Below are 25,885 nucleotides of genomic sequence, written 5' to 3' on the forward strand. Positions count from 1 at the left end.
CTCAAGCCGTCTTGACGAGGCTGACACCCAGACGGGTCAGGGCCAGTTTCAGTGCGTCAGCCAGATTGGCCTTGGTCACCACGCCTTGCAGGTCGAGGCCCAGGTGCACGATGGTTTGCGCGATTTGCGGACGCACGCCGCTGATGATGCAGTCGGCGCCCATCAGGCGAATCGCCGTGACGGTTTTCAGCAAGTGCTGGGCCACCAGGGTGTCGACGGTCGGCACGCCGGTGATGTCGATGATGGCGATTTCCGAACCGGTGTCGACGATGCGTTGCAGCAGCGACTCCATCACCACTTGCGTGCGTTGCGAGTCGAGGGTGCCGATCATCGGCAGGGCGAGCACGCCGTCCCACAACTTGACCACCGGGGTCGACAGCTCCAGCAGTTCTTCCTGCTGACGCTTGATCACCGCTTCACGGGATTTCTGGAAGGTGCGGATGGTGTGCATGCCGAGGGCGTCGAGCAGTTCGGAAATTTCCCAGAGCTGTTCGGCGAGCAGGGCGGGTTGGTCTTTGTATTGGGTCTGGAGCAGATTGAACAGCGGGCCTTTGAGGGCAAAGATGAAACTCGCGGTTTGTTGCGAGTCCTGACCGAGCAGGGCGCGGCTGTGGGAGAGCTTTTCGAGGAACTGTCGGGTGGCTTCCCAACCCTGCGCGGCGATGTTGGTGCCGTTGCCATTCTCGAGGCCGCTGATCACCAGTTGCAGGAACTCACTGGTCTGCTGCTGCAAATCGTGTTCTTTCAAATTGCGCGTGGCGCCGCTGGTTTGCAGGCCGTTGGTCCATTCGCCCAGCAGTTGGGATTGTTGGTTTTTCATCGCATCGAGTGTGCTGTTCTGCAGTGCTGCCATGTGCCTGTTGCTCCGTAGCGAATGGGGGCCGATCCCGATAAATGATCGGCGCGAAATCAATGACATTTGCCGTTCAAAATAGTTGTTCGTTCTTGCATGGATATTTTTGATCTGGCGCAAGGAACGCCCCGGTAACTCTAGTCGTCGTGACTGAGTGCGGCGATGTTTTGAACGTTGGCGTGGTACTGGCTTCGAATCTTCAAGGCCCGACGGGTTTCAGTCGCGCTTGCTTTAACGAACGAGGTGACCATGAACGAGCATTCGAAGCAACAACAGAATCAGTCTGGCGAACCGATTGACCGCAATGATCCAGCGATCGACCCGCAAATACCCGGGCAACCGGCGCCGACGCAGCAGCAAGGTGAGGACGGGCAAGCGCAGAGTGCGGATCCGGAGGTGGATCAGAAGCAAAAACATACCGACAACGACAACGAGTTCAGCCCAGGTTTCGAGCCCCAGCCGGATCGCGCTAAACCGGGTGAAGAAACCGATGCCGATATCGACACGGATGGTGGTTGATTTCGACAGATATGAAAAGGCCGCATCCAATGGATGCGGCCTTTTTGTTGCTTGAGGATTACTTGCTAGGGTGCTTGGCTTGCAGCTCTTTGGCAGCGGCGAGGTGTTTTTCCAGCGCCGGCAGCATTTTCTGCGCAAACGCCTTCAGCTCAGGCGCGCCTTTGGTTCGGTCGTCAGTCACGGTATTGGCTTGTTTCTTGAACAGCTCGATGGTTTCTTCGTGCGCTTTTACCTGATTATTGGCGTAAGCGGCGTCGAAGGATTCATCGCGCATGTCGAGGATCTTTTCCTTGGCCTGTTTGACCAGAGTGGTGGTATCCGGGACTTCGATGTCGTTGGCTTTGGCAATGGTCGCCAGTTCATCGTTGGCCTTGCCGTGATCAGTGATCATCATGTTGGCGAAGGCTTTGATGTCCGCCGATTGGCTCTTTTCCAAGGCCAGACGGCTGGTTTCGATTTCGGCGATCCCACCGGCTGCGGCGTTATCGACGAAGTCATTGTCGGTCGCGGCGAAGGCGCTGCCCATGCCAGTGCTCAAAGCGACAGCCAGAACCAGATGACGCAGGTTGAATCCGTCCATTGGTGTATCTCCACGCAGTTTTTGTTGGTGTTACCCAATGGAGGCAGCGCAGCGATCAAAGGTTTTATCGCATTTGCGACAGGGCGACGAACGGACACCGCTGGTCTGACTGGAGGTCGACAGAATGCCCCAACCGAGGCCATTCTGATAACGGGTCAGCGCAATCGGTCGCGCTGACTGCCGATCAACTGACGGAGGTGTTCCATGCCGGTGACCCATGATTTGTTACAGGACTTGAAGCTTACGAAGGAAGAGATCCAGCAAAAACGCACCGAGGATCCCCATCTGGATGCACTGATCAACAAGTATTCCCAGGCAGACGCCGATGTAGTCAAGGCCGAGACGGCGACCTCGGATGCGCCCAGCGACGACACCCTGAAAAAACTCAAAGAGAAGCGCTTGCAGGTCAAAGACAAGATTGTCGAGCAGTTACAGGCTCGAACCTGACCGCCAGTCGCGCCACCGACCATCGGTGGTGAATCGACTGGAACGACAGGCATGACCGGCACCTCGAATGTTCAGAGTCTCCTTCTACCGACTCTTAGCGAGGTGCCTTATGAACGATCCCAAATTCCCCAGTGAAGAGCAGGGCGCTTTTGACCCGGTTCCGACCCATCCCGAACCGAACAGCCCGGCGCACACCACGGCCAATCCTGAAGAGCCCGACGAGGATTTGCCTGAAGATGAAGATCCGGACAAATTCGATAAATCCAGCAACTGACAGACCGCCATCGCGAGCAGGCTCACTCCTACAATTGAAATGCGATCCCCTGTAGGCGTGAGCCTGCTCGCGATGGCGTCAGCCCATGCAACAGAAAATCCGTTGGTTCACTGAAGGGCAGCATCCAACGGCATCCGCGCCATATGCGTCGCCTTCAATGATCCGAAATACAGCCACTGCCCGTACTCCCGCGCGGTCGTGATCGGCGAATAATTGCCGTTGCTCGCATCCTGCAGATTCGCAATCACCTTGCCGTCCAGATCCAGTCCCAGCACAAACCCGCGCTTGTCCACCGGTGCCGGCACCACCTTCAACGCTCGGACGATCATCTTGCGCACGAACGGATGCCCGGCGGTGCCATCGAGCAAGGCATTACGCGGCGCATACAGCGCGACCCAAAAGCGGTTGCTGCCATTGAACGCGAGGTTATCCGGCAGGCCCGGCAAATTGTCGATGAACAGGTCATGAGTGCCAGCCTTGGGACCGGTCAGCCAATAACGGCTGATGCGATAGGCCCCGGTTTCGTTGACCAGCACATAGGCCTCGTCCGGACCGAGAGTCACGCCGTTGGCGAACTGCAGTTTGTCCAGCAGCACGTCGGTTTTGCCGGTCTGGAAGTCATAGCGCAGCAGCCGGCCATCGCCACCGTGTTCGATGATCGCCTCACCGTCATGCCCGTAGCCCCAACGGCTGGAGGCGTCGCTGAAATAAGCGTAATGGCCGGATTTGTCGATTGCCACGTCATCGGTAAATCCGAAATCCAGGCCGTTGGCGGCGGTGGTCAGGGGAATCAACCGCCCTTGGGCGTCGAGGGACAACAAGCCTTTGACCCCGTCGGCAATCACCAGCAGGCCATTCGGATGACGGGCCAACCCCAACGGACGGCCGCCGGTGTCCGCCAGCACTTTGCGTTCATTGCCATCGAGACTGGTGCGGATCAGTCGACCGTCATGCAGCCCGGTGATCAGAAATTCTTCTTCCAACAGCAACGCTTCCGGGCCTTCGATATCGCTCGGGCCGATCTGTGCGGCAGCCTTGAGTTTCTGATTCTCGGCGTAGATGCCATCAGCCAGCGAGGGTGCTGGTTGAGGTGACCAGGCCACCGGCTCGATACGGGTCGGCATCAGCAGCAGAAAACCTACGACGAGCAGGATCAGCAGCAACAGGATAAACCGCACCTTCACGCGCTGGCCCTCGCTGAGGCGATGTATTGAGCGGCCATGTCACGCAGTGCCAGGAGCGACGCGGCGGACTCGCGATCAATGCGCCGTTTCAGGAGGAGTTGATTGGCGATGCGCATGCCCAACCCCGCAAAGCGATAGTCCAGGGTGCGCACAAACCGTGTGCCGTGGCCTTCTGCGGCGCACTCATAGGTCAACAGCAGCGACAGGCCGTGATCGCCCTGAGCCCGCGCGCACCACCGTCGTCCGGGTAGGTATTCCGTGACTTCCCAGCGCAAATGCCCATCGCGACCGCCGGCGTTGATGTCCTCTTCGAAATGCGCACCGGCATGCAGCGGGCCGTGCGCACCATAGATCTTCAGCGATGACGGATGCCACTCCGGCCAACGGGTGACGCTGGCAGCGTAGGCGAGCACGGCAACCGGTTCGCCGGCGATGTCGATCTGGTGCTGCATGCGGGTCATGGGCATTCTCGTATAGCTCAAAGGGGCGGGTTCCGGCTCCCAGTACAGAGTGCCGAACAGGTAGTCCATCAACGGCAGGACGATATTGAAATTGCGCTCCTGCATGCGCTCGCGGCGGTGGTGCAGCTCGTGCAGGCGACGCATCTGGCGAATCCACGGCAGGCGCGTCACGGGATTGTTCGGCGGCAGGTGTTCGCAGGCGTGGAACACCTCGTAGGTCAGATAACCGAGAACCATGGAGCCGGCGAACAGCCCGGCGACGTTGCCGTTCACTTGCGCGATCAACCACCACAGCGGCAGGGTGATCACCAGTGTATGCAAGACAATCAGCCACGCCGGAAACAGAATCACCCGCCAGTCGCGAGCGCTGTCGTAAGTCATGTGGCCGGGGGCGAAGAAGCTGTGATGGTCACCGGCGTGCCGGGCATAAAACATTTTCGCAAACGACTTTTTGTGATGGCCGAGGTGGCGATGGACCATGTACACGCCAAAATTGAAGAGCAACAGGGTCAGCGGCACGCTCAGCCATTCCAGCGTGCTGACCTGCTGCACGGTGCTGCAGAACGCGGCGATGGCCAGCGCACCGAACACCAGCACAAACGCACCGTGCAGCCACGGGTTGTAGCGCGGATGTATGGCTGCGCGGTAACGGCTGCGGAATACCTCAGTGGTCTGCCTCACTGCGCTCACCTGTCGGGCATTGTGGTCATACCCGGCAGATTAGCCGATCCGGCCATTTGTGCAGGCCGGACCTTGAGGACAGTTGCGCCATGATCCGGTGTAAAACGCACGACTCAGCTCAACGGGTTCCAGCGCTGTGACCAATCGTCATCGGCCCTGATCACTTCACGCAGCAGATCGAAGGCTTGCTGGAGGATCTGCGAGTCGCGGTCACGGGAGTACACCAGATACGTCGGATAGCCGAATTCCGGCGCCTTGGTTACTGCTTCCAGGGCACCGCTTTCCAGATACGTGCGTACCACGCGCGTGCGGAAATAACCGCTGCCGCCGTGTTCGAGGATGTATTGCAGGGCCAGCGGGCCGAGGTTGAAACTCAACGCGGCTTTGGCCTTTTCCGGCAGGGCGGCGTCGTGTTGACGCCGGAAGTCCGGGCCCCAATCGATGTAGACGTAGGGCTCGGCGCGATCAGGCGTGCGCACCAGAATCAGTTTTTCTTCCAGCACTTGCTCGACCTGCAGGCCGGGCCAGTATTCCGGTTGATACACCAGCGCAGCATCGAGCACGCCGAGCTCGAGTTGGCGCAGCAGGTTTTCGCCGTCGCGGATCTCCATGCGCAAAGCATGGCCGGGGATTTTTTCGCGTAATTCGGCGGCCCAACTGAGCATCAACGGGTTGCACAGGCTGACTTCGCCGCCGATGTGCAGCACGTTGTGATAGCCCTCGGGCAGCGGCAGATCGCGGCGTGCGGCTTCCCAGGTTTGCACCAGTTGGTTGGCGTAGACGACGAAGGCCTCGCCGTTGGGCGTCAGCTTCGCCCCGGCGCGGTTGCGCACGAACAGAGTACTGCCCAGCTGGCTTTCGAGTTTCTGCACGCGTGCGGTGATCGCCGTTTGCGTGACGAACAGTTTCTGTGCCGCTGCGGCGAGGCTGCCGTGGCGGACGATTTCCAGAAAGGTGCGAGCGAGATCGATGTCCATGGGCGGGCCGGTGTTTGAGGTGCGCGCATTGTCCGCGTCATTGTTCATCGCTGGCAAGCCAGGCTCCCACAGGTTTTGTGTACAACAAGTAAACCTGCGGGAGCTAGCCCTGCTAGCGATTGGGCCATCGCTGACGCTGAAGATCATTCGGTCAGTTCAATCTCACCTGTCCGTGCCCAATCCTCGATCAACCGTGCGGGCGTGCCGCAGACCTTGCGCTTGTAGACGAAATGTCGGCATTTCTCGGCGAACTGATTGCGGTTGTAGAGCATGTCTTCCTGCATTTCTTGCAACTCGGTCTCGCGGCATTGCTCGATCAGCACCTGATCGATCCGCGCCTTGCGCTCACGCACGGCGGCGTAGGTCGGATCGCTCAACGCAGCGTTGGCGCGCTGCAACAGCCACAGCGAAAACTCGTCCGGGCAGCGTGGGCCGATTTCCTGAATCATGCCCAGTTGCCACGCCTGCACGGCGCTCACCGGCAAACAGGCTTGGGTCAATTGCTCGGTCATCGCCGGGCCGACGGCGCGCGGCAGGCTGTAGGTCCAGTATTCGGAGCCATACAGGCCCATGCTTTTGTAATGCGGATTGAGCACGATGTCGGCGCGGGCGAAGACGATGTCGGCCGCCAGCGCCAGCATCACACCGCCGGCACCGGCATTGCCCGTCATGCCACTGACCACCAGTTGCCGTGCGCTCAACAGTTCTGCGCAGACATCGTCGATCGCCTGAATATTGGCCCAGGCTTCAGCGCCGGGATCCTGCGCCGCTTGAATCACATTCAAATGCACGCCGTTGGAGAAACTGCCGCGCCCACCCTTGATCAGCAGCACGCGCGTATCCCGCGCCTTGGCCCAGCGCAACGCTGCAACCAGACGCTGGCACTGTTCGGTGCTCATGGCGCCGTTATAGAACTCGAACGTCAGCTCGCCGACATGCCCGGACTCGCGATAGCGAATCGGCTGATACGCCTCCTCACTGAAAGGCTGTGTGGCAATCGACCAAGCCAGTATTGGCACGTGCGTTAATTGTCCGGCCAAGACGTGTCGCGCCGGTTGCTTGAACGTTTCCTCGCCGGGTTGTGGTTTACGCCGCAGCGCGCCAATCCACAGGCTCTGATCACCGGCAGCGACGAGCACGGCATCGTCATGCACCGCGAGAATTTCCCCGGGCATACCGCTGCGCGAGTCCAGGTGCGCGTCGTAGACGTAATACTGCGCGCCGGCCAGACTCGCCAGCACGCCGGGTTGGCCATCTGCCGCGTCGATGCAGCGTTGGATAAAACGCGCGCAATCGTGCCAGCTGAAGCTGCGGTCGACCTGTTTCATGTTCGGCTGCAGGCGCCCGCGCACGGTGGGATTGGCGTAGTCGAGCGGCACCGGTGTGAAACCCTCGAGGAATTTTTCCACGACCTCGCGAATACAGCGAATCGCCGCGTCGCTGACCCGGCCGTTATACAGCTCGGACTTGCGCAGGCCCTTCGGCAAATTGAATTCGCAACTGGCCCACACGGGACCGGCGTCCATTTCCTCGACCGCTTGCAACGCCGTGACGCCCCAACTGGACAGCTCGTGGCTGATCGCCCAGTCCAGTGCACTGGCGCCACGGTCGCCAACGATGCCGGGATGAATGATCACCACGGGGCGCTCGATATTGCTCCACAGCGCCTGTGGCACACGGTCCTTGAGGAAAGGGCAAATCACCAGATCCGCGCCGCTGTGTTCGATTTGTTCGCTCACAGCGGTTTCATCGGTGAACAGCACAACGCTGGGAGAATGCCCGGCCTGGCGCAATTCCAGCCAGGCCCGTTGCGTCAGGCCGTTGAATGCTGACGACAGCAGAATGATCTTGAGTGGTCGCATGATTGCTCTTCCTTGATCGGGATCAGCCGCAGGCTCCGGGTGAGCCTTCCCTGGCTTTCGATGGTGCCGGAAGATTAATGAGTGGACGCCACTGCGTCAGTGATTGAGGTCAACGTTCTGTATTCATTCCTGCGTTGTCCGAGCCCTGAAACGACAAATCCCGCCATATAGGCGGGATTTGTTTAGCTGACCGGCGTCTTAGGCCGGGAACAGCTCGGACAGTTTCATCGACAGCATCATGTCGCCTTCAACGCGCAGCTTGCCGCCCATGAATGCCTGCATGCCATCGGTTTCGCCGCTGACGATACCTTTCAGGGTTTCGCTGTCCAGCACCAGCGTGCAGTTGGCGTCAGGGTTTTCGCCTTCCTGGATGTCGCAAGTACCGTCCTTGACGATCAACGAGTACTGCTTGTCTTCGTCGGTGATGTTGAAACCGAAGACCAGGTCCAGACCGGCAGCAGCGGCTGGGTTGAACTTGGCTTGCATTGCTTTTACGGCATCAGCTACGGAGGTCATGGTTCGATCCTTTCTTGGGTAATGGGAGCTGGGTGATTACAGCCACGGTCACAGTTATCCGGACTCAGCGAAAAGTGATGAGTTCCGGAGCCTTCATCAGTTGCAGGTGCGCATGACTGTTGAAGGAAGCCAGAGCCACCTCGCGACCGCGAAACTTCAGCTGGTTGAGCGAGGTGTTGACGATTTGCCAATTCAATTCAAAGGCCTGTTTTGCAGGCATTTGCGTAATGAGGTGGAGCAGGGCGGTGATGGTGCCGCCGGAAGTAAACACGGCGATTTTCTGATTTTTTTCTGCCAGATCAAGGATGCGGTGCAGCCCGGCCTGAACACGTTCGACGAAGCCCAGCCAGCTTTCCAGCCCTGGTGTGTCGTAAGTGCCGGCCAGCCAGCGCTCGATGATCAGGGCGAAGATACGCTGGAACTCGCCACGGTTTTGCGCGGCGTTGCGCAGGATGTCGAGGGCTTCCGGCTCCTCCGGCAGCATGGCCGGGAGCAGGGCGCGGATCACCGCGTCGGCATCGAATTCATTGAAGGCGGAATCTGTTTCCAGAACCGGTACCGGCAGGCCTTTGGCGCTGAATTGCTCCAATGCGCTGGTGGCCGTATGTTGCTGGCGACGCAGGTCACCGGCAATGCAACGATCAAAGCCGATACCCAGATCAGCAAGGTGCTGCCCGAGGATTTCTGCCTGACGTACACCGGTCGGTGACAGGACGTCATAGTCGTCCGCACCAAAGGAGGCCTGGCCATGTCGAATCAGATAGATGCTGCCCACGTCCGCGTCATCCCGGTACGTTGAAGGTTTGGCGAGGTTATGGGGATGGCGGAGAGCTGTCAATGAAAAAACATACGCTTGTTTGAAATGCCCGTTGCAGGGGTGTTGCCAGAGGTTTCACGGCTGGCCGACGAGCCGGCGCATGGGTATGCTGGAGCCAACCCGCGCGTGTTTCACATTCGCGCATTGTTTTAAGGAGTCGCTGTGGAGTTTTTCACCGAATACGCCAGCTTCCTGGCCAAGACTGTCACGCTGGTGATCGCCATTCTGGTGGTGCTCGCCAGTTTTGCCGCATTGCGCAGCAAGGGGCGACGCAAGTCGGCCGGTCAGTTGCAGGTCAGCAAGCTCAATGATTTCTACAAAGGCCTGCGTGAACGCCTGGAGCAAACCCTGCTCGACAAGGATCAGCTCAAGGCTTTGCGCAAGGGCGAGGCCAAATCCGAAAAAAGCGCGAAAAAGCAGAAGAAACAACCCGAGGCCAAAGCTCGCGTATTCGTTCTGGATTTCGATGGCGACATCAAAGCCTCGGCCACCGAAAGCTTGCGCCACGAAATCACTGCACTGCTGACTCTCGCTACCCCGAAAGACGAAGTGGTGCTGCGCCTTGAAAGTGGCGGTGGCATGGTGCACAGCTATGGCTTGGCTTCCTCGCAACTGGCGCGTATTCGCGAGGCTGGCGTGCCATTGACCGTGTGCATCGACAAGGTCGCAGCCAGCGGCGGCTACATGATGGCGTGCATCGGCGAGAAGATCATCAGTGCGCCATTCGCGATCCTCGGTTCGATCGGTGTGGTCGCGCAACTGCCCAACGTCAATCGCTTGCTGAAGAAGCACGACATCGACTTCGAAGTGCTGACGGCCGGGGAATACAAACGCACCCTGACCGTGTTTGGCGAAAACACCGAGAAGGGCCGGGAGAAGTTCCAGGAAGACCTGGACATCACCCATCAGTTGTTCAAGAACTTCGTTGCCCGCTACCGTCCGCAACTGGCAATCGATGACGTCGCTACTGGCGAAGTCTGGCTCGGCGTCGCGGCGCTGGATAAACAACTGGTCGACGAACTCAAGACCAGCGATGAGTACCTCGCAGACCGGGCGAAAAAGGCCGAGGTTTATCACCTGCACTATGCCGAACGCAAAAGCCTGCAAGAGCGCATCGGCATGGCCGCCAGCGGTTCAGTCGACCGTGTGCTGCTGAGTTGGTGGAGTCGTCTGACCCAACAACGCTTCTGGTAAATCGAACAGGCATAAAAAAACGCCGGTCACATGACCGGCGTTTTTTTGTCTCTGCTAAACCTGCAAGGTTAGCGACGACGGAACAGCGGCAGCGGTTCGTCAGTGGCGGCCTGATAGGTCACCGAGAAGTCCTTGAGACCTTCGAGAGCTTCATACGGATCTTTGTCCGCACGCACGGCGAAGGCGTCAAAGCCGCAGCGGTGCATGTAGAACAACTGGTCGCGCAGTACATCGCCAATCGCCCGCAGTTCGCCTTTGAAACCGTAACGGTCACGCAGCAGACGGGCGTTGGAGTAGTTGCGGCCATCGGTGAAGGCCGGGAAATTCAGGGCGATCACCTGAAACTCCGCGACCTCTTCACCGATTTCCTCGGCTTCTTCGTCGGCGTCCAGCCAAACACCCAGACCACCGTCGCGGGCCTTGAGCATGCGGCTGTGTTCGCGCCACAGTTGCAATGGAACGATCAAGTCGTCGCAGTTGCTGATGTCGTCGATGTTGAAATCCTTGGGCAGCAAGTGCCAGGTTTCATCGACGACTTCGTTGTTCTTAATGATTCGCTGCATAGACGCGTTCCTTGAAGAGGTCGATGCCAATACGCTGGTAGGTGTCGATGAAGCGCTCGTCTTCGGTACGTTGTTCAACGTACACGTCGATCAGCTTCGAGATCACGTCAGGCATGGCTTCCTGTGCGAAGGATGGGCCGAGGATCTTGCCCAGGCTTGCATCACGGCTGGCACTGCCACCGAGGGAGACCTGGTAGAACTCTTCGCCTTTCTTGTCCACGCCGAGGATGCCGATGTGGCCGACGTGGTGGTGACCACAGGCGTTCATGCAACCGGAGATGTTCAAGTCCAGCTCACCGATGTCGAACAGGTAATCCAGGTCGTCGAAGCGGCGCTGGATCGATTCGGCGATCGGGATCGACTTGGCGTTGGCCAGCGAGCAGAAATCGCCGCCAGGGCAGCAGATGATGTCGGTCAGCAGGCCGATGTTCGGCGTGGCGAAACCGCCTTCACGCAATTCGCCCCACAGGGTGAACAGCTGGCTTTGCTCGACGTCGGCAAGAATGATGTTCTGTTCGTGCGAGGTGCGCAGTTGACCGAAGCTGTAGCGGTCGGCCAGATCGGCAACGGCGTCGAGCTGCTTGTCGGTGATGTCGCCCGGGGCAACGCCGGTCGGTTTCAGCGACAGGGTCACAGCGACGTAACCCGGCTTCTTGTGCGCCAGGGTGTTGCGGGTGCGCCAGCGGGCGAAACCCGGGTGCTCTTTGTCGAGATCAGCCAGTTGCGCGGACTGGTTGTCCAGCGCCTTGTAGTCCGGATCGACAAAGTGCTTGGCGACGCGATGCAGTTCGGCCTCGGTCAGTGTGGTCTGGCCACCGCGCAGGTGCTCCATTTCCGCATCGACTTTCTGCGCGAACACTTCTGGCGTGAGTGCCTTGACGAGGATCTTGATCCGCGCCTTGTATTTGTTGTCGCGACGGCCGTAGCGGTTGTATACCCGCAGGATGGCGTCGAGGTAGCTCAACAGGTCCTGCCACGGCAGGAACTCGTTGATGAACGCGCCAACCACCGGCGTACGGCCGAGGCCACCGCCGACCAGCACGCGGAAACCCAGTTCGCCAGCAGCGTTGTGCACCGGCTCAAGGCCGATGTCATGGACTTCAATGGCGGCACGGTCAGCGGTCGAACCGTTGACGGCGATCTTGAATTTGCGCGGCAGGTAGGCGAATTCCGGGTGGAAGGTGGTCCACTGACGGACGATCTCGCACCATGGGCGCGGGTCGATCACTTCGTCGGCGGCGACACCGGCGAACTGGTCGGTGGTGACGTTGCGCAGGCAGTTGCCGCTGGTCTGGATCGCGTGCATCTGCACGGTGGCCAGTTCCGCAAGGATGTCCGGGATGTCTTCCACCGCCGGCCAGTTGAACTGCACGTTCTGCCGCGTACTGATGTGGGCGTAGCCCTTGTCGTAGTCGCGGGCAATCTTGGCCATCATGCGCGTCTGACGGGAAGTCAGTTGGCCGTAAGGCACCGCCACGCGCAACATCGGCGCAAAGCGCTGGATGTAAAGGCCATTTTGCAGGCGCAGGGGGCGGAATTCTTCTTCGCTCAGCTCACCTGCCAGATAGCGTCGGGTCTGATCACGGAACTGCTTGACGCGGTCCTCGATGATCCGCTGATCGTACTCGTCGTATACGTACATATAAGTCCTGTTCTCAGGCTTGGGCCACTCGGAAAACGCTGCGTTTTCGCTTGCTGGAGTCCGAATTGTGCCTCTGCAATTCTGCGCGCACGGCCGCGCACTCCCTAACGGAGCCGGGGCAATATACCCGTTTGCAGTTATGCGCAAAAGTGATGTTTGAGTATATGTAAAGAACCAAATCGCCTAACGAGAATCGCTGTCAACTAATCCACATTTGTCGTGCGGACAATCATCGTCTTAACTGTGGTCGAGTCTTTCTGCAATCACCGATAAAACCGATAAGAGGCGATGCAATGAGCAATCCGACCAAGGCAAGAAAAAGCGATAGCAGTGTCGATGCATGGGCCATTTTGTTCCTGATCATTCTGGTCGTAGGAACGGCGGTATTCTGGGTCAGTCATCAGTAAACGACCCATCCGGGCCCGCGTCCGACGATTGTCGGACAAAAACGGGAACACACGCCAATAGCCGGTGTTTCGACGGTTATAATGCGCGGCCATTTTTTCCAGGGCCCGGATGCTTCATGTTCAAGTTTCTCCACATTAGCTTTCTGTTACTCGGCGCGCTGTTCACCAGCGGAGCGCGAGCAGAGTCGGTGCTGTTCCTCAATCCGGGTTCAACCGAAGAAGCCTTCTGGATCAGTTATTCGCAATTCATGCAGGCGGCTGCCCGGGATCTGGGTATCGATTTGCAGATCCTCTATTCCCATCGCCAGCCTGAACTGACCCTGGCCCAGGCGAAACTTGCGCTGCAGGGGCCGAACCGGCCGGACTATCTGGTGTTCGTCAACGAAAAATACGTCGCCCCGCAGATTTTTCGTCTGGCCCATGACAGCGGGGTCAAGCTGTTCATGGTCAATGCGGCGCTTACCGCTAATCAGCAGGCTCTCCTGGGTGATCGGCCGGACCTTGTCGGCAGTCTGGTGACCAATGATGAGGAGGGTGGTTACCTGATGATGAAGGAGCTGATTCGCCTGCATCGACCGCCAGCGAAAGGTGAGCAGATTGAGCTGTTGGCGTTCTCGGGGCTGAAAATCACCCCTTCGGCGCAACTGCGCGAGCAGGGCATGCAGCGCGCTTTGGCGGAACATCCGCAGGTGCGCTTGCGCCAATTGGTCTACGGCGGCTGGACGCAACAGCGTGCCTATGAGCAGGCCAGGCAGTTGTTCAGTCGATACCCGAATGTGTCACTGGTGTGGTCGGCCAACGATGAAATGGCTTTCGGTGCGATGCGCGCGTATGCCGAAACCGGCAAGATGCCCGGCAAGGACGCGCTGTTCAGTGCGGTCAACACGTCGCCGGCGGCATTGCAGGCGATGATCGATGGGCGTTTGAGCGCGTTGATCGGCGGGCACTTCACCCTTGGCGGCTGGGCACTGGTTGAAGTCCATGATCACGCAATGGGCGTCGATCTGGCGCAACAGGGTGGCCGTGACCGGCAGATCCCGTTGCTGCAATTGGTCGACAAATCCCACGCCCGAGAGATGCTGGCCATGGGAGCGTCGCCCTCTTACGGGGTGAGTTTCCGCAAATTGTCGGCCAAAGGGCGTCCGGCTTCTTACCGCTATCCGTTCACTCTGCAAACCCTGATGCGCTGAGCCGCCTCAGACACCGGCGAAATGCAGCACCAGTTTGACGATGGCAAACAGAGTCAATGCAAATACGGCCGTGAACAAAATCCCCAGCAACACGAAATGGCTGGGCTTGCCATGGGTGAAGTCCCTTGCCCGGTTCTTGCCGCTCTGCACCCCGAACGCCGCCGCCATCACGCTGTGCAGCATTTGCCAGAAGCTCGGCGGTTTGTTGTCGACTGGATCGTCCATAAATCCCTCGTCTGCGTGTGTGTCAGACAAGCATAGCTAACCCTTTGAAGAACACCGCGTAAGCAAATGTGGGAAAGGGGCTGGAGCGGGGATTCAGCGAATATCCCCGAAACCCTGTGGGAGCTGGCTTGCCAGCGATAAGGCCGGCACGCGCAACATCGATGCTGGCTGACCCGATGCCATCGCTGGCAAGCCAGCTCCCACAGGTTCAGCGTTGGTCCACAAACTTTGTGAACGACACGGACACCTGTAAGAGCTATCGAAGGCTGCTTAGTTGTCGTAGCCGAGGTTCGGCGCCAGCCAGCGCTCGGTCACGCTCAACTCCTGACCTTTGCGCGAGGTGTAGCTGGCGATCTGATCCTTATCGACCTTGCCTACCGCGAAGTACTGCGCCTGCGGATGCGCGAAGTACCAGCCGCTGACCGCTGCCGCCGGGAACATCGCGTAGTGTTCAGTGAGGAACACACCGCTACGCCCGGCGCGCATTTCTTCGGCTTCCGGGTCGAGCAGGGCAAACAGCGCGGCTTTCTCGGTGTGATCCGGGCATGCCGGGTAACCCGGGGCAGGGCGGATGCCGCTGTATTGCTCTTTGATCAGCGCTTCGTTGTCGAGGATTTCGTCCTTGGCATAACCCCAGTGCTCTTTGCGCACTTGCTGGTGCAACCATTCGGCGCAGGCTTCGGCCAGGCGGTCGGCCAGTGCCTTGACCATGATCGAGTTGTAATCGTCGCCAGCGTCCTGATAAGCCTTGGCGACTTCTTCGGCGCCGATGCCGGCAGTGGTGATGAAACCACCGACGTAGTCAGTCACTTCGCTGTCCTTCGGTGCCACAAAGTCGGCCAGCGAGAAGTTCGGTTTGCCGTCGGTCTTGATGATCTGCTGACGCAGGTGATGCAGTTTGGCCAGTGGCTTGCCGTCATCGCCGTAGAGTTCGATATCGTCGTCATGCACTTGATTGGCCGGCCAGAAACCGAATACGGCGCGGGCGCTGATCAGTTTCTCGTCGATCAGCTTGGCGAGCATTTCCTGCGCGTCCTTGTACAGCGCAGTGGCGGCTTCACCGACCACTTCGTCTTCGAGGATGCGCGGGAATTTGCCGGCCAGATCCCAGGAGATGAAGAACGGCGTCCAGTCGATGTATTCGGCCAGAACCTTGAGGTCGATGTTGTCGAGCACTTTGCTGCCGGTGAAGGTCGGTTTCACCGGCTCATAGGTCGCCCAGTCGAACTGTGGCTTCTTGGCGATGGCCGCCGCGTAGCTCAGGCGCTCGGTACGCGCACTGCGGTTAGCGGTGCGCTCACGCACGTCGATGTATTCCAGACGAGTCTTCTCGACGAAGCCCGCCTTCAACTCTTTCGACAGCAACTGCGTCGCCACCCCCACCGCACGGGAGGCGTCGGTCACGTAGACCACGGCGTCGTTGCTGTACTTCGGTTCGATCTTCACCGCGGTGTGCGCTTTGGACGTGGTCGCACCACCGATCATCAGCGGCAGGTGGAAGTCCTGACGCTGCATTTCGCGGGCAACGTGGACCATTTCGTCCAGCGACGGCGTGATCAGGCCGGAGAGGCCGATGATGTCGCACTTCTGCTCCTTGGCGACCTGCAGAATCTTCTCTGCCGGCACCATCACGCCGAGGTCGACGATGTCATAGCCGTTGCAACCGAGTACCACGCCAACAATGTTCTTGCCGATGTCGTGCACGTCGCCTTTCACCGTGGCCATGAGGATCTTGCCCTTGGCCTCCGGCTTATCGCCTTTTTCCAGTTCGATGAACGGGATCAAGTGCGCAACCGCCTGCTTCATCACGCGAGCGGATTTCACCACCTGCGGCAGGAACATTTTGCCGGCGCCGAACAGGTCGCCGACGATGTTCATGCCGGACATCAGCGGGCCTTCGATCACTTCGATCGGGCGGGCGAACGACTGACGGGATTCTTCGGTGTCTTCAACGATGTGCGTGGTGATGCCCTTGACCAGCGCATGCTCCAGACGCTTGTTGACGTCCCAGTTACGCCACTCTTCGGTCTCGGCTTCTTTGACGCTGCCGTCGCCCTTGTACTTGTCGGCAATGGCGAGGAGGGCGTCAGTACCGTTTGGCGTGCGGTTGAGCACCACGTCTTCAACGGCGTCGCGCAGCTCTTGCGGGATCTGGTCGTAGATCTCCAACTGACCGGCGTTGACGATGCCCATGGTCAGGCCTGCGCGGATCGCGTAGAGCAGGAACACCGAGTGAATCGCCTCGCGCACCGGGTTGTTGCCACGGAACGAGAACGACACGTTGGACACGCCGCCGGAGCTCAAGGCATACGGCAGCTCGTCACGGATGTAGGCACAGGCGTTGATGAAGTCCACAGCGTAGTTGTTGTGTTCTTCGATACCGGTGGCGACGGCGAAGATGTTCGGGTCGAAAATGATGTCTTCCGGCGGGAAGCCAACTTCGTTGACCAGAATGTCGTAGGAGCGTTTGCAGATTTCTTTCTTGCGCGCTTCGGTGTCGGCCTGGCCGGCTTCGTCGAACGCCATCACCACCACCGCCGCGCCGTAGCGCTTGCACAGTTTGGCGTGGTGGATGAACTGCTCGACGCCTTCTTTCATGCTGATCGAGTTGACGATGCCTTTGCCCTGAATGCACTTGAGGCCGGCTTCGATCACTTCCCATTTCGACGAGTCGATCATGATCGGCACGCGCGAGATGTCCGGTTCCCCGGCGATCAGATTGAGGAAGGTCACCATGGCCTTCTTCGAATCGAGCATCCCTTCGTCCATGTTGATGTCGATCACTTGGGCGCCGGCTTCGACCTGCTGCAGGGCGACTTCCAGCGCTTCGGTGTAGTTGTCTTCACGGATCAGACGGGCGAATTTGGCGGAACCGGTGATGTTGGTACGCTCGCCGACGTTAACGAACAGCGAGCTGCGATCGATGGTGAACGGCTCCAGACCCGAGAGGCGGCAAGCCTTGGGAATGTCCGGAATCTGCCGCGGCGCGTAACCGGCGACGGCTTTGGCGATGGCTTCGATGTGGCCCGGCGTGGTGCCGCAGCAACCGCCGACAATGTTGAGGAAACCGCTCTGGGCGAATTCTTCGATGACCTTGGCGGTTTGCGACGGCAGCTCGTCGTACTCGCCGAATTCGTTCGGCAGGCCGGCGTTCGGGTGCGCGGAGACGTGGGTGCTGGCCTTGTTCGACAGCTCTTCCAGGTACGGACGCAGTTCACTGGCGCCGAGCGCGCAGTTCAAACCGACCGAAATCGGCTTGGCGTGGGCCACGGAGTTCCAGAACGCTTCGGTGGTCTGCCCCGACAAGGTACGGCCGGAGGCGTCGGTGATGGTCCCGGAAATCATGATCGGCAGTTCGATGTGCAGCTCTTCGAACACGCCTTGCACGGCGAAGATCGCCGCTTTGGCGTTGAGGGTGTCGAAGATGGTTTCGATCAGGATCAGGTCGGCGCCGCCCTCGATCAGACCTTTGGTGGCTTCGGTGTAGTTCTCCACCAGCTCATCAAAGGTGACGTTGCGGTAGCCCGGGTTGTTGACGTCCGGCGACAGCGAGCACGTACGGCTGGTCGGGCCGAGTACGCCGGCAACGAAGCGCGGCTTGTCCGGGTTTTCGGCGGTCTTGGCGTCGGCGATCTTGCGCGCCAGTCGTGCGCCTTCTACGTTTAACTCGTAGGCCAGCTCTTCCATGCCGTAATCGGCCATGGAAATGCGGGTGGCGTTGAAAGTGTTGGTTTCGAGGATGTCAGCACCGGCATCCAGATAGGCTTTCTCGATGCCGCCGATCACGTCCGGGCGGGTGATGACCAGCAGGTCGTTGTTGCCCTTGACGTCACTCGGCCAGTCCGCGAAGCGTTTGCCGCGATAGTCCTGCTCTTCGAGCTTGTAGCTCTGGATCATCGTGCCCATACCGCCATCGAGTATCAGGATGCGCTCTTTGAGAGCTTGCTTGAGAGCTTGAAGGCGAACACTACGATCGGACATGTGGACTACTCGGAAAGACCATTACGAAGGGGCGGGATCATAACAAACCTGTGCGCTTTCGGAGCATGCGACACATTTGCATGAATATCGCTCATGTTGGTACGAGCGTCATAACGGTAGAATCGCGGCGTTTTTTTTAAAATCAGGATCAGCAGCATGTCTTACCGCTTCATTGGTTTTGTGTTGCTGCTTCTCTGCGGGGGCGCCGTAGCGCAAGAGCCCACGATCTCGTACACCCGCGACATTCAACCGATCTTCACCGAGAAGTGCGTGGCTTGTCATGCGTGCTACGACTCCGCCTGTCAGCTCAATCTGGGCAGCGGCGAAGGCGCGGCCAGAGGCGCGAGCAAAATGCCAGTCTACGATGGCGAACGTACCCAGGCTGCGCCGACCACTCGGCTGTTCTACGATGCCTTTGGCAAACGCGCCTGGCACCAGAAAGACTTCTATTCGGTGCTCGATGCCCAAGGCAGTCAGGCCGCGCTGATGGCGCGCATGCTTGAACTCGGCCACAAGACGCCTTTGACGCCTAACGCCAAACTGCCGCAAGACATCGTCCTCGGTTTGAATCGCCAGAACATGTGCGCGATGCCCGCCGAGTTCGAGGGCTATGCCGGTGCCCATCCGAAAGAAGGCATGCCGCTGGCGGTGACCGGCCTGACCGATCAGCAATATCAGACGCTGCAACGCTGGCTGGCCTCGGGCGCGCCGATTGATGAGCAAAGCCTGGCGCCAAGCGCGAAAGAGGCGCTGCAAATCGTCCAGTGGGAAAACCTGCTGAACATGCCGGGCGCCCGCGAAAGCCTGGTGGGACGTTGGTTGTACGAGCACTGGTTTCTGGCGCACATCTACTTCAAGGACGGCGAGCCGGGGCATTACTTCCAGTGGGTGCGTTCGCGCACGCCGACCGGTCAACCGATCGACCTGATCGCCACTCGACGCCCCAACGATGACCCGGGCACGCAGGTCTACTACCGTTTGTGGCCGGTGCAGGGCGTGATCGTCCACAAGACGCACATTACCTATCCGCTGAGCGCGGCGAAAATGGCGCGGGTCAAGAGCCTGTTCTATAGCGGCAACTGGCAGGTCAATGCGTTGCCGGGCTACGGCCCACAAAGCCGGGCCAATCCATTTGCCACGTTCGAGGCGATTCCGGCCCAGGCGCGTTATCAGTTCATGCTCGATAACGCCGAATACTTCGTCCGCACCTTTATTCGTGGCCCGGTGTGCCGTGGGCAGATCGCGACCGACGTGATCCGCGACAACTTCTGGGCGCTGTTTCAGGCCCCGGAGCATGACCTCTATATCACCGACCCGAATTATCGCGGTCAGGCCACGCCGTTGTTGGCCATGCCGGGGCAGAACGATGACGTCGGCAGTGTCCTGAGCCTGTGGCACAACTACCGCAACAAGCGCAACGAATACGAAGCCCTGCGCCGTGACAGCTACGCCGAATTGCCCGCGCCGAGTTGGTCGACCCTGTGGGCCGGCAACGACAACGCATTGCTGAGCATCTTCCGCCACTTCGACAGCGCCTCGGTGACCAAGGGCCTGATCGGCGAGGTGCCACAGACCATGTGGCTGTTCGACTATCCGTTGCTCGAGCGCACCTATTACCAACTGGCGGTCAACTTCGATGTGTTCGGCAACGTTTCCCATCAAGCCCAGACCCGTCTCTACTTCGACCTGATCCGTAACGGCGCCGAGCAGAACTTCCTGCGCCTGATGCCGGCCGACTCCCGCGAGGACTATCTCGACGATTGGTATCAGAACAGTGGCCAGTTCAAGATGTGGCTCGATTACGAAGCCATCGACGACGACAAACCAACGGCGCTGAAACTCGACGAGAAAGACCCGAAATACGATTTCGCCAAGCAACTGCTCGCGCGATATGGCGATCTCAATGCCCGGCCTGACCCGATCAACCGTTGCGACGGTGCCTATTGCTCGCGTCCCAACATTGACCCGGCCCTGCAAAACGCCGAACAGGCGTTGAGCCGCCTGACTTCGCGTCCTGCGGCCGGGTTGAAGGTTATCGACCAATTGCCGGAAGCGACCATGCTGCGCATCGAAACCGCGAGCGGCAAACGTGAGGTCTACAGCCTGCTGCGTAACCGGGCCCACAGCAACGTGGCATTTTTGCTCGGTGAATCCCTGCGCTATCAACCGGGGCTCGACACGCTGACGATTTACCCGGGCGTGCTCAGCAGCTATCCGAACTTCATATTCAACGTTCCCGCTGAGCAAGTTGGCGAATTTGTCGATGCCATGGAAAGCGCCAAGGATGCCAACCGTTTCGAGAAAATCGTCGAGCGCTGGGGCATCCGGCGCAGTCATCCGCAATTCTGGTTCTACTTCCACGACTTGAGCCAATACCTGCATGAAACCGATCCGGTGGAAGAGGGTGTGCTGGACATGAATCGCTACGAGAATCTCTGATTTTGAGCGTTGATCGAGGCCTCAAACCTCGATCATCCCCAATTCATCGGTCAGCGCCTCGGTCAGTGCATCGAGGTCGTGGAAACGTCGATTGCTCACCGCCCCAAACGGCGGGTGATTGACATAGGCTTGTGTGCCATCGGCGAACACCGTCACATCAACGTGTTGGTGCTGAGCATTCATGTAGTGGATGCCTGAGTGGCGGGCTTGGTTCGACGTGGTCGTGAACAGCTGCGGACTGTGCACGCGCATGACCAGTTCGTGCTTGTTTTCCGCGCTGGACAGTCGTACCAGCAGGTCACACTTGTGAATGAACTGATGGGTACCGGACGGCGAATAAATCACCACGCCGGGGTCAGCGCTTACCCGGGCCACCATTTGGTTGCCAATGCGCCGTTCCAGCCGCACGCCGGTGGCGTTGGTTATCTCGGCGAGACCGGGAATTCCCTGCAAAGTATTGCAATGGCCTTGGCCCGTCAGCGCTATCCAGCGCTGGCGCCCGGTTATCAGTTGATGCTCGGTGATTCGCTTGTAGGCAAAAAAGTTGAACATGGTGACCCGGTCCAGTTGGTCTGCCAGCGTCGCGACCGGGCGAGGAAGGGACAGGTCGCCGCTGGTGTACAGCGAGCTGGCGGTGGTATCCAGCGCCATTATGTTGATGCCCTGCGCATGGGCCTCTTCGATCAACCGCGTGTAGCTGAACGAGTCGTTCTGCAGAGCCATCTGATCGATCACTTGCAGCCTGTCTTTCAGCACATCGGGCAACGGGTGGCTCGGGGACGTGTTGAACATGTCCAGGTGAGTCTGATGAAGGTCAGTGTTGAACAACTCCAGATAAAACGTCTTCACGCCGGCCTTTTTCAATTCGGGCATGTTTTTGATCAAAAACTGCCGAGTGATCGAATAAACATGTTTTTCCCCCAGGATCAGACCTTCGCGCTGCTGGAACAGATGCTGGAACAGTTGCTCGAGGGAAATGCCTCGACGGGGTAACACGATGGTTCGAGGCGGTGGGGGGAATGATTTGAAAAATTGCCTGGCGTGGCGGCGCAATCTCGCCTGAATGCCAAAGATATGCAGTGCGGCGATGCTGCCGGGACTCATCGTGAAGGCCGGATTCAGGTAGCCCAGATTCAGGGCGCCCGCCGGTAAGCGATCGAGCACTGTCAGCGCGACAACATCGCTGGCGGGCAACTCATAGTCCCTGAACGAGGTTTGCAATGGGCCTTTTTCGATCGGGTCCATGCCGCCCCGCAGTCGTGGCAAGGGTTCGGCCTGCCAGTGTTTCAGGGATTTATCCAGCACTAGCGGGTAGCGCAGGGTTTTGCTCGCAGTACCGGGGGGATAAATGTATCGCTGTCCTTGCGCGATATCCGTGAGGTAGTACTTGCCATCGAGCAAGGCATATTGCTGGGGCGAGGTCTTGCTTTGGTACAGGTTGCCCTTGAGTCGCTCCAGACTCGACGGGTCCACTGGCACGTCGACTCGTGCCAGATCAGGCTGCGGGTTGAAAGCTGGCACCGTGCCGATCTTGCGCAGGGTTAACGGGCGGGCTCGGGCACCGGTAATCGACCAGAGTGCTCTTGCCGCCACTTTCGAGCGTCCTGCCTGATGCAAAAGCGCAAAGGTGCGGGTGACGCTGCGTACGGCGTTGAACGAGCTGGTGATCGGCAGAAAACCGATCAGATCGAAAGCCAGATCGAGGGCGAAATTGAATTGGTTCCACAGCGATTGCGCGTCGACTTCAGCGTTAGTGGTGGAGGCATGATCGGCATTGCGCCGCAGTGTCATGACTTGCTGCTCGTACAGTGCCTGCGGCAGTGAGGTGTTGATCGGGAAGGTATGCAGTGTCTCGAACGGGTTGCTGACGCGGCTTTTCGAACTGAGCACCCGTTCACTCAGCAGCAGTGTGCGGGCGGCTTTGCTTTCGCTGAGTAATGTCTGACCGGGGGTTGATAGTCTTTGCATAACGTAACGCCGCCACTCGGCCGAGGTGAGCCATTGTTGCCGGAGAAACTGCTGCAGGCTGGCGCTGTCGGCAAATTCCTTGAACGACTGGCCGGTGGGCGCCGATGGTGTGTAAAGGATGACGTTGGGCACCGCCCGCAGGTTTTCCGCGTGGATGACCAAAACATCATTGAGGACGTAACCGTTGCGTGTGCCTGGCGAGCTGGAAATCATCAGGGAACTCACCACAATCGGGTGACCGCCGACTTTTCTTCGACCGCCGGGTAAATCACTTTCAGCAATGGCGGTCATCCATTGATGACCGCGGTGTTGGCGGTCTTTCAGCAAGCACGATGGGTCCATTCTGGCCGCCAGCGTTTCGGTTGCCAGGGTCGCCCGGTGGGCTGCGATCCAAGCGGTGCGCAGTGCCCCGCCGTTATCGATCAGCCGTGTATGCAACAAGCGATCGTAGCCTTTGCCGACATCCAGTGCGCGTATCAGCGAATTCAGATACGGGTCATCGAACTGCAGCGGCTTGCCGGCGCTGGATAAAGCCGATGCAGACATCGATGTGTGCTCGCCGGTAAACAGCTTGTAGAAGCTGAAATCCCAAGGGTTGCTGTTGCGCAACGCCAATTCGGTAAGGCTCAGGCTGACCGAGCGTTCGGGGGGTATCGATTGACCGCTGCTGTCAGGCACCTGGTCTGGCCCAATGCCGCCAGCCAGGCTGGCGGGATTGAGCCGGGTAATGACGTTGACCTGTACCTTGTCCGGGTCGAGGTCGCTACCCGGATAATCCAGCGCCAGTTGCCGGATCAGTTCTGCGCGGGCGAAGGCCTTCAGGGAAGGGATAGCGGTCTTCCGCATAAGGCTGGCGAGTGTCTGGTTGGCGCTCATCTCTGCCAATGCCAGTTGCTTCAACGCTTGCTGATCCTGCGCGCTTGCCGCCGGATACCACGGCGGCAGATTGGCTTCTATGCAACGCTGGCTGCGCGCGATCAGCAGGTCGCGAATGTCCAGAAACGCGCCAATATCGCCCAAACGATTGAGTCGTTGATGCACGTACTCGCCATTGGCTTCATGCAATGACACTTGCCGCCAGCCGTGCTCGACGTCCTGTTTCTGCAAGGTCAGCAGCGTGTCGACACGGTGTTCGAACAGACCTTGCTCGACGGGCACATACGCGAAATCAGGCGAAGCATTCAGATATCGACGTGCGCGTCCTTGATTCTGCCACGTCGCATAGGACGCCAGCCGGGTTGTTTTATCTTCACCGTGCAGGCTCGACTGCAACGATTGCTCCATTGCCTGCAGCGACGCGAACGTGTCGATACCTCGGTCGGGTGTCAGCAGCACCACTGCACCGATGTCGGTGCCGGACTGGATATCGGCAACCGGAGTTTTGTTGGCGAGAATATAAATTCCGATCAGTGGGATGTCGGGTTTGCTGTTGTGCCCCTTGAGGCTCAGGGAAAACACGGCGGGGCGCTGGTGGCCGGGCAGATGCGCGCGTGCTCGGCTGGAGGGGTGGCTGACGATTTGCTCGATCAGGGTTTTGCCGGTGGCCTCGAGCGTGCCGTCCTCGCTGCGCAAGGCGGCCTCGGCCAACAAGGCGCTGGCCAGACGATCAGCCAGCCACTGGCGTCGATTCGGCGTTTCGCCTTGCGAGACAGGCGCCTGCCAGAAGTTGTCCAGTTGTTGCTGGAAATGGCGATCCGGACGCCGGATCAAACCATCGATAAAGGTCTCGAAAGCCGGCGTGCTGCTGGTGCTGCCACTCACCGTGTGTGCTTTGTCAAACGCTGGACGGTTTGCACCGGTATAAACAGCTTTGGCGTAAAAACGGTACAGCCGGTTGGGGGCGTCAAGGTGTTCGCCACCCCAAGGCTTTTCGGTGAACAGCGCGGAAAACGGTTTGAGCGGTTGATCCGTCGATAGCAGCGTTAACGCACCGGATTCGGCAGATAACCAAATGTCCTCTCTGTAACTCACTGCCTCCAGTGCAATTGGCAGAGGAAGGCCGGGAAACGCCCGTTGAAGGGCGGCCGACAGCGTCTCGGTGAGCACTTTGCCGGCTTCTGGCTGCTGATCGAGCATGTGTTTGAGCGCCAGTTGATGGTAAAGCAACTGCTGCAAATAGAGTGATTGACGGGCGTCGGTCGAAGGCACCGGAACGGAAGGAGAGGGCATGTTTTCGCCTGATAACTGAAGTTCGAAGCACACGTTATCGGAGGCAGAGCGACTCGCTGCGGTATCTATATACCGCCACAACGATGAAAAATAAGGGTACGTGGCGGGCGTAATTGAGAATGCTTTCCCGACAAAAATACTAGGACTTTGTCCGGCGGCTTGTTTGGCGTAAACTGCGCCCAAGCCTGCGAGGAGTTTCCATGACCGCTATTACCATTACCGACGCCGCTCACGATTACCTGGCAGATCTGCTTTCCAAGCAGAACACCCCGGGCATCGGCATCCGCGTCTTCATCACCCAGCCTGGCACCCAGTACGCCGAAACCTGCATTGCCTACTGCAAGCCGGGCGAAGAAAAACCTGAAGACACCGCGCTGGGGCTGAAAAGCTTCACCGCTTATATCGATCACTTCAGCGAAGCGTTTCTTGACGATGCAGTTGTCGACTACGCCACCGACCGCATGGGCGGCCAGCTGACCATCAAGGCGCCGAACGCCAAAGTACCGATGGTCAACGCTGACAGCCCGGTCAACGAGCGCATCAACTATTACCTGCAAACCGAAATCAACCCGGGGCTGGCCAGCCACGGCGGTCAGGTCAGCCTGATCGATGTGGTTGAAGACGGCATCGCCGTGCTGCAATTCGGTGGCGGTTGCCAGGGCTGCGGCCAGGCCGACGTGACCTTGAAGGAAGGCATCGAGCGCACCCTGCTTGAGCGCATTCCGGAGCTCAAGGGCGTTCGCGATGTGACCGACCACACGCAGAAAGAAAACGCCTACTACTAAGTAAGGTGTTCGCTGCGAAGCCGTCACAAACCAGGCAATGCATTTTCCCGTGATGAGTGCGTTTGTCTGGTGCCACAAGATCAAAAGATCGCAGCCTTCGGCAGCTCCTACATTGGAATGTATTTCCCTGTAGGAGCTGCCGAAGGCTGCG

At 59.0% G+C, this 25,885-nt stretch carries 20 protein-coding genes; 7 read left to right on the forward strand and 13 right to left on the reverse strand.

The genetic code is table 11. The features are described 5' to 3' along the window. Window position 1 precedes the first annotated feature (1 nt). The gene (locus EJA71_RS10445; protein ID WP_158956583.1) at window positions 2-853 is read right to left on the reverse strand and encodes an STAS domain-containing protein; all 852 of its coding nucleotides are present in this window, start codon (window positions 851-853) and stop codon (window positions 2-4) included. A gap of 249 nt (window positions 854-1,102) precedes the next feature. Here EJA71_RS10445 and EJA71_RS10450 point away from each other — a divergent pair, with 249 nt between their 5' ends. Beyond that, the gene (locus EJA71_RS10450; RefSeq protein ID WP_158956585.1) at window positions 1,103-1,372 is read left to right on the forward strand and encodes a hypothetical protein; all 270 of its coding nucleotides are present in this window, start codon (window positions 1,103-1,105) and stop codon (window positions 1,370-1,372) included. Window positions 1,373-1,430: 58 nt separating this feature from the next. On the opposite strand, the gene EJA71_RS10455 is transcribed toward EJA71_RS10450, so the two are convergent. Beyond that, window positions 1,431-1,952: a DUF4142 domain-containing protein gene (locus EJA71_RS10455; RefSeq protein ID WP_158956587.1), complete on the reverse strand. Its 522-nt coding sequence runs from the start codon at window positions 1,950-1,952 to the stop codon at window positions 1,431-1,433. 204 nt (window positions 1,953-2,156) lie between these two features. Between EJA71_RS10455 and EJA71_RS10460 the strand changes: the two genes are divergently transcribed. Further along, a complete protein-coding gene (locus tag EJA71_RS10460; protein ID WP_158956589.1) occupies window positions 2,157-2,399 on the forward strand; it encodes a YdcH family protein in 243 nt (80 codons plus the stop codon). Between the two features lie 109 nt (window positions 2,400-2,508). Continuing rightward, complete coding sequence (locus EJA71_RS27360; RefSeq protein WP_007912545.1) at window positions 2,509-2,673, forward strand: hypothetical protein; 165 nt, start codon at window positions 2,509-2,511, stop codon at window positions 2,671-2,673. A gap of 107 nt (window positions 2,674-2,780) precedes the next feature. Here the strand turns inward: EJA71_RS27360 and EJA71_RS10465 are convergent, their stop codons facing one another. The 6 genes from EJA71_RS10465 to EJA71_RS10490 all read right to left on the reverse strand — a co-directional run bounded on the left by EJA71_RS10465 (window position 2,781) and on the right by EJA71_RS10490 (window position 9,129). Then, on the reverse strand, window positions 2,781-3,797 hold the full coding sequence (locus EJA71_RS10465) for an SMP-30/gluconolactonase/LRE family protein (RefSeq protein ID WP_371925666.1): 1,017 nt from the start codon (window positions 3,795-3,797) through the stop codon (window positions 2,781-2,783). Between the two features lie 56 nt (window positions 3,798-3,853). Continuing rightward, the gene (locus tag EJA71_RS10470) at window positions 3,854-4,999 is read right to left on the reverse strand and encodes an SRPBCC family protein (RefSeq protein WP_158956593.1); all 1,146 of its coding nucleotides are present in this window, start codon (window positions 4,997-4,999) and stop codon (window positions 3,854-3,856) included. Window positions 5,000-5,112: 113 nt separating this feature from the next. Further along, window positions 5,113-5,976, reverse strand: a complete 864-nt coding sequence (locus tag EJA71_RS10475; RefSeq protein ID WP_158956622.1) for a LysR family transcriptional regulator — start codon at window positions 5,974-5,976, stop codon at window positions 5,113-5,115. A gap of 143 nt (window positions 5,977-6,119) precedes the next feature. Further along, window positions 6,120-7,838, reverse strand: coding sequence for a hydrogenase maturation protein (locus EJA71_RS10480; RefSeq protein ID WP_158956595.1), 1,719 nt, complete (start codon window positions 7,836-7,838; stop codon window positions 6,120-6,122). Between the two features lie 198 nt (window positions 7,839-8,036). Then, window positions 8,037-8,354 (reverse strand): SCP2 sterol-binding domain-containing protein, encoded by a 318-nt coding sequence (locus EJA71_RS10485; RefSeq protein ID WP_053120860.1) that lies wholly within the window; start codon window positions 8,352-8,354, stop codon window positions 8,037-8,039. Between the two features lie 64 nt (window positions 8,355-8,418). Further along, entirely contained in the window at window positions 8,419-9,129 is a 711-nt protein-coding gene (locus EJA71_RS10490; RefSeq protein WP_158956597.1) for a histidine phosphatase family protein, read from the reverse strand. Between the two features lie 204 nt (window positions 9,130-9,333). Between EJA71_RS10490 and sohB the strand changes: the two genes are divergently transcribed. Then, window positions 9,334-10,365, forward strand: coding sequence for a protease SohB (sohB, locus tag EJA71_RS10495; protein WP_158956599.1), 1,032 nt, complete (start codon window positions 9,334-9,336; stop codon window positions 10,363-10,365). Between the two features lie 68 nt (window positions 10,366-10,433). Here the strand turns inward: sohB and EJA71_RS10500 are convergent, their stop codons facing one another. Both EJA71_RS10500 and EJA71_RS10505 read right to left on the reverse strand, forming a co-directional pair. Further along, window positions 10,434-10,928, reverse strand: coding sequence for a DUF934 domain-containing protein (locus tag EJA71_RS10500; RefSeq protein ID WP_158956601.1), 495 nt, complete (start codon window positions 10,926-10,928; stop codon window positions 10,434-10,436). Then, window positions 10,912-12,570: a nitrite/sulfite reductase gene (locus tag EJA71_RS10505; protein WP_158956603.1), complete on the reverse strand. Its 1,659-nt coding sequence runs from the start codon at window positions 12,568-12,570 to the stop codon at window positions 10,912-10,914. The genes EJA71_RS10500 and EJA71_RS10505 overlap by 17 nt, the downstream gene beginning before the upstream one ends. Before the next feature lie 523 nt (window positions 12,571-13,093). On the opposite strand from EJA71_RS10505, the gene EJA71_RS10510 reads away from it, so the two are divergent. Next, complete coding sequence (locus tag EJA71_RS10510; protein ID WP_158956605.1) at window positions 13,094-14,167, forward strand: ABC transporter substrate-binding protein; 1,074 nt, start codon at window positions 13,094-13,096, stop codon at window positions 14,165-14,167. A gap of 6 nt (window positions 14,168-14,173) precedes the next feature. Here the strand turns inward: EJA71_RS10510 and EJA71_RS10515 are convergent, their stop codons facing one another. Both EJA71_RS10515 and metH read right to left on the reverse strand, forming a co-directional pair. Beyond that, complete coding sequence (locus EJA71_RS10515) at window positions 14,174-14,392, reverse strand: DUF2970 domain-containing protein (RefSeq protein WP_042559414.1); 219 nt, start codon at window positions 14,390-14,392, stop codon at window positions 14,174-14,176. Between the two features lie 270 nt (window positions 14,393-14,662). Further along, a complete protein-coding gene (gene metH, locus EJA71_RS10520; protein ID WP_158956607.1) occupies window positions 14,663-18,373 on the reverse strand; it encodes a methionine synthase in 3,711 nt (1,236 codons plus the stop codon). A 156-nt stretch (window positions 18,374-18,529) separates the two neighbouring features. Between metH and EJA71_RS10525 the strand changes: the two genes are divergently transcribed. Next, window positions 18,530-20,812, forward strand: a complete 2,283-nt coding sequence (locus EJA71_RS10525; RefSeq protein WP_158956609.1) for a fatty acid cis/trans isomerase — start codon at window positions 18,530-18,532, stop codon at window positions 20,810-20,812. A gap of 21 nt (window positions 20,813-20,833) precedes the next feature. Here the strand turns inward: EJA71_RS10525 and EJA71_RS10530 are convergent, their stop codons facing one another. Next, window positions 20,834-24,949, reverse strand: a complete 4,116-nt coding sequence (locus tag EJA71_RS10530; protein ID WP_158956611.1) for a membrane-targeted effector domain-containing toxin — start codon at window positions 24,947-24,949, stop codon at window positions 20,834-20,836. 200 nt (window positions 24,950-25,149) lie between these two features. Here EJA71_RS10530 and nfuA point away from each other — a divergent pair, with 200 nt between their 5' ends. Beyond that, complete coding sequence (gene nfuA, locus EJA71_RS10535) at window positions 25,150-25,734, forward strand: Fe-S biogenesis protein NfuA (protein WP_007912592.1); 585 nt, start codon at window positions 25,150-25,152, stop codon at window positions 25,732-25,734. Window positions 25,735-25,885: the final 151 nt, after the last annotated feature.

The sequence above is a fragment of the Pseudomonas sp. PB106 genome (genome assembly GCF_009764645.1).
In the GTDB taxonomy this organism is placed as follows: Bacteria; Pseudomonadota; Gammaproteobacteria; order Pseudomonadales; family Pseudomonadaceae; genus Aquipseudomonas.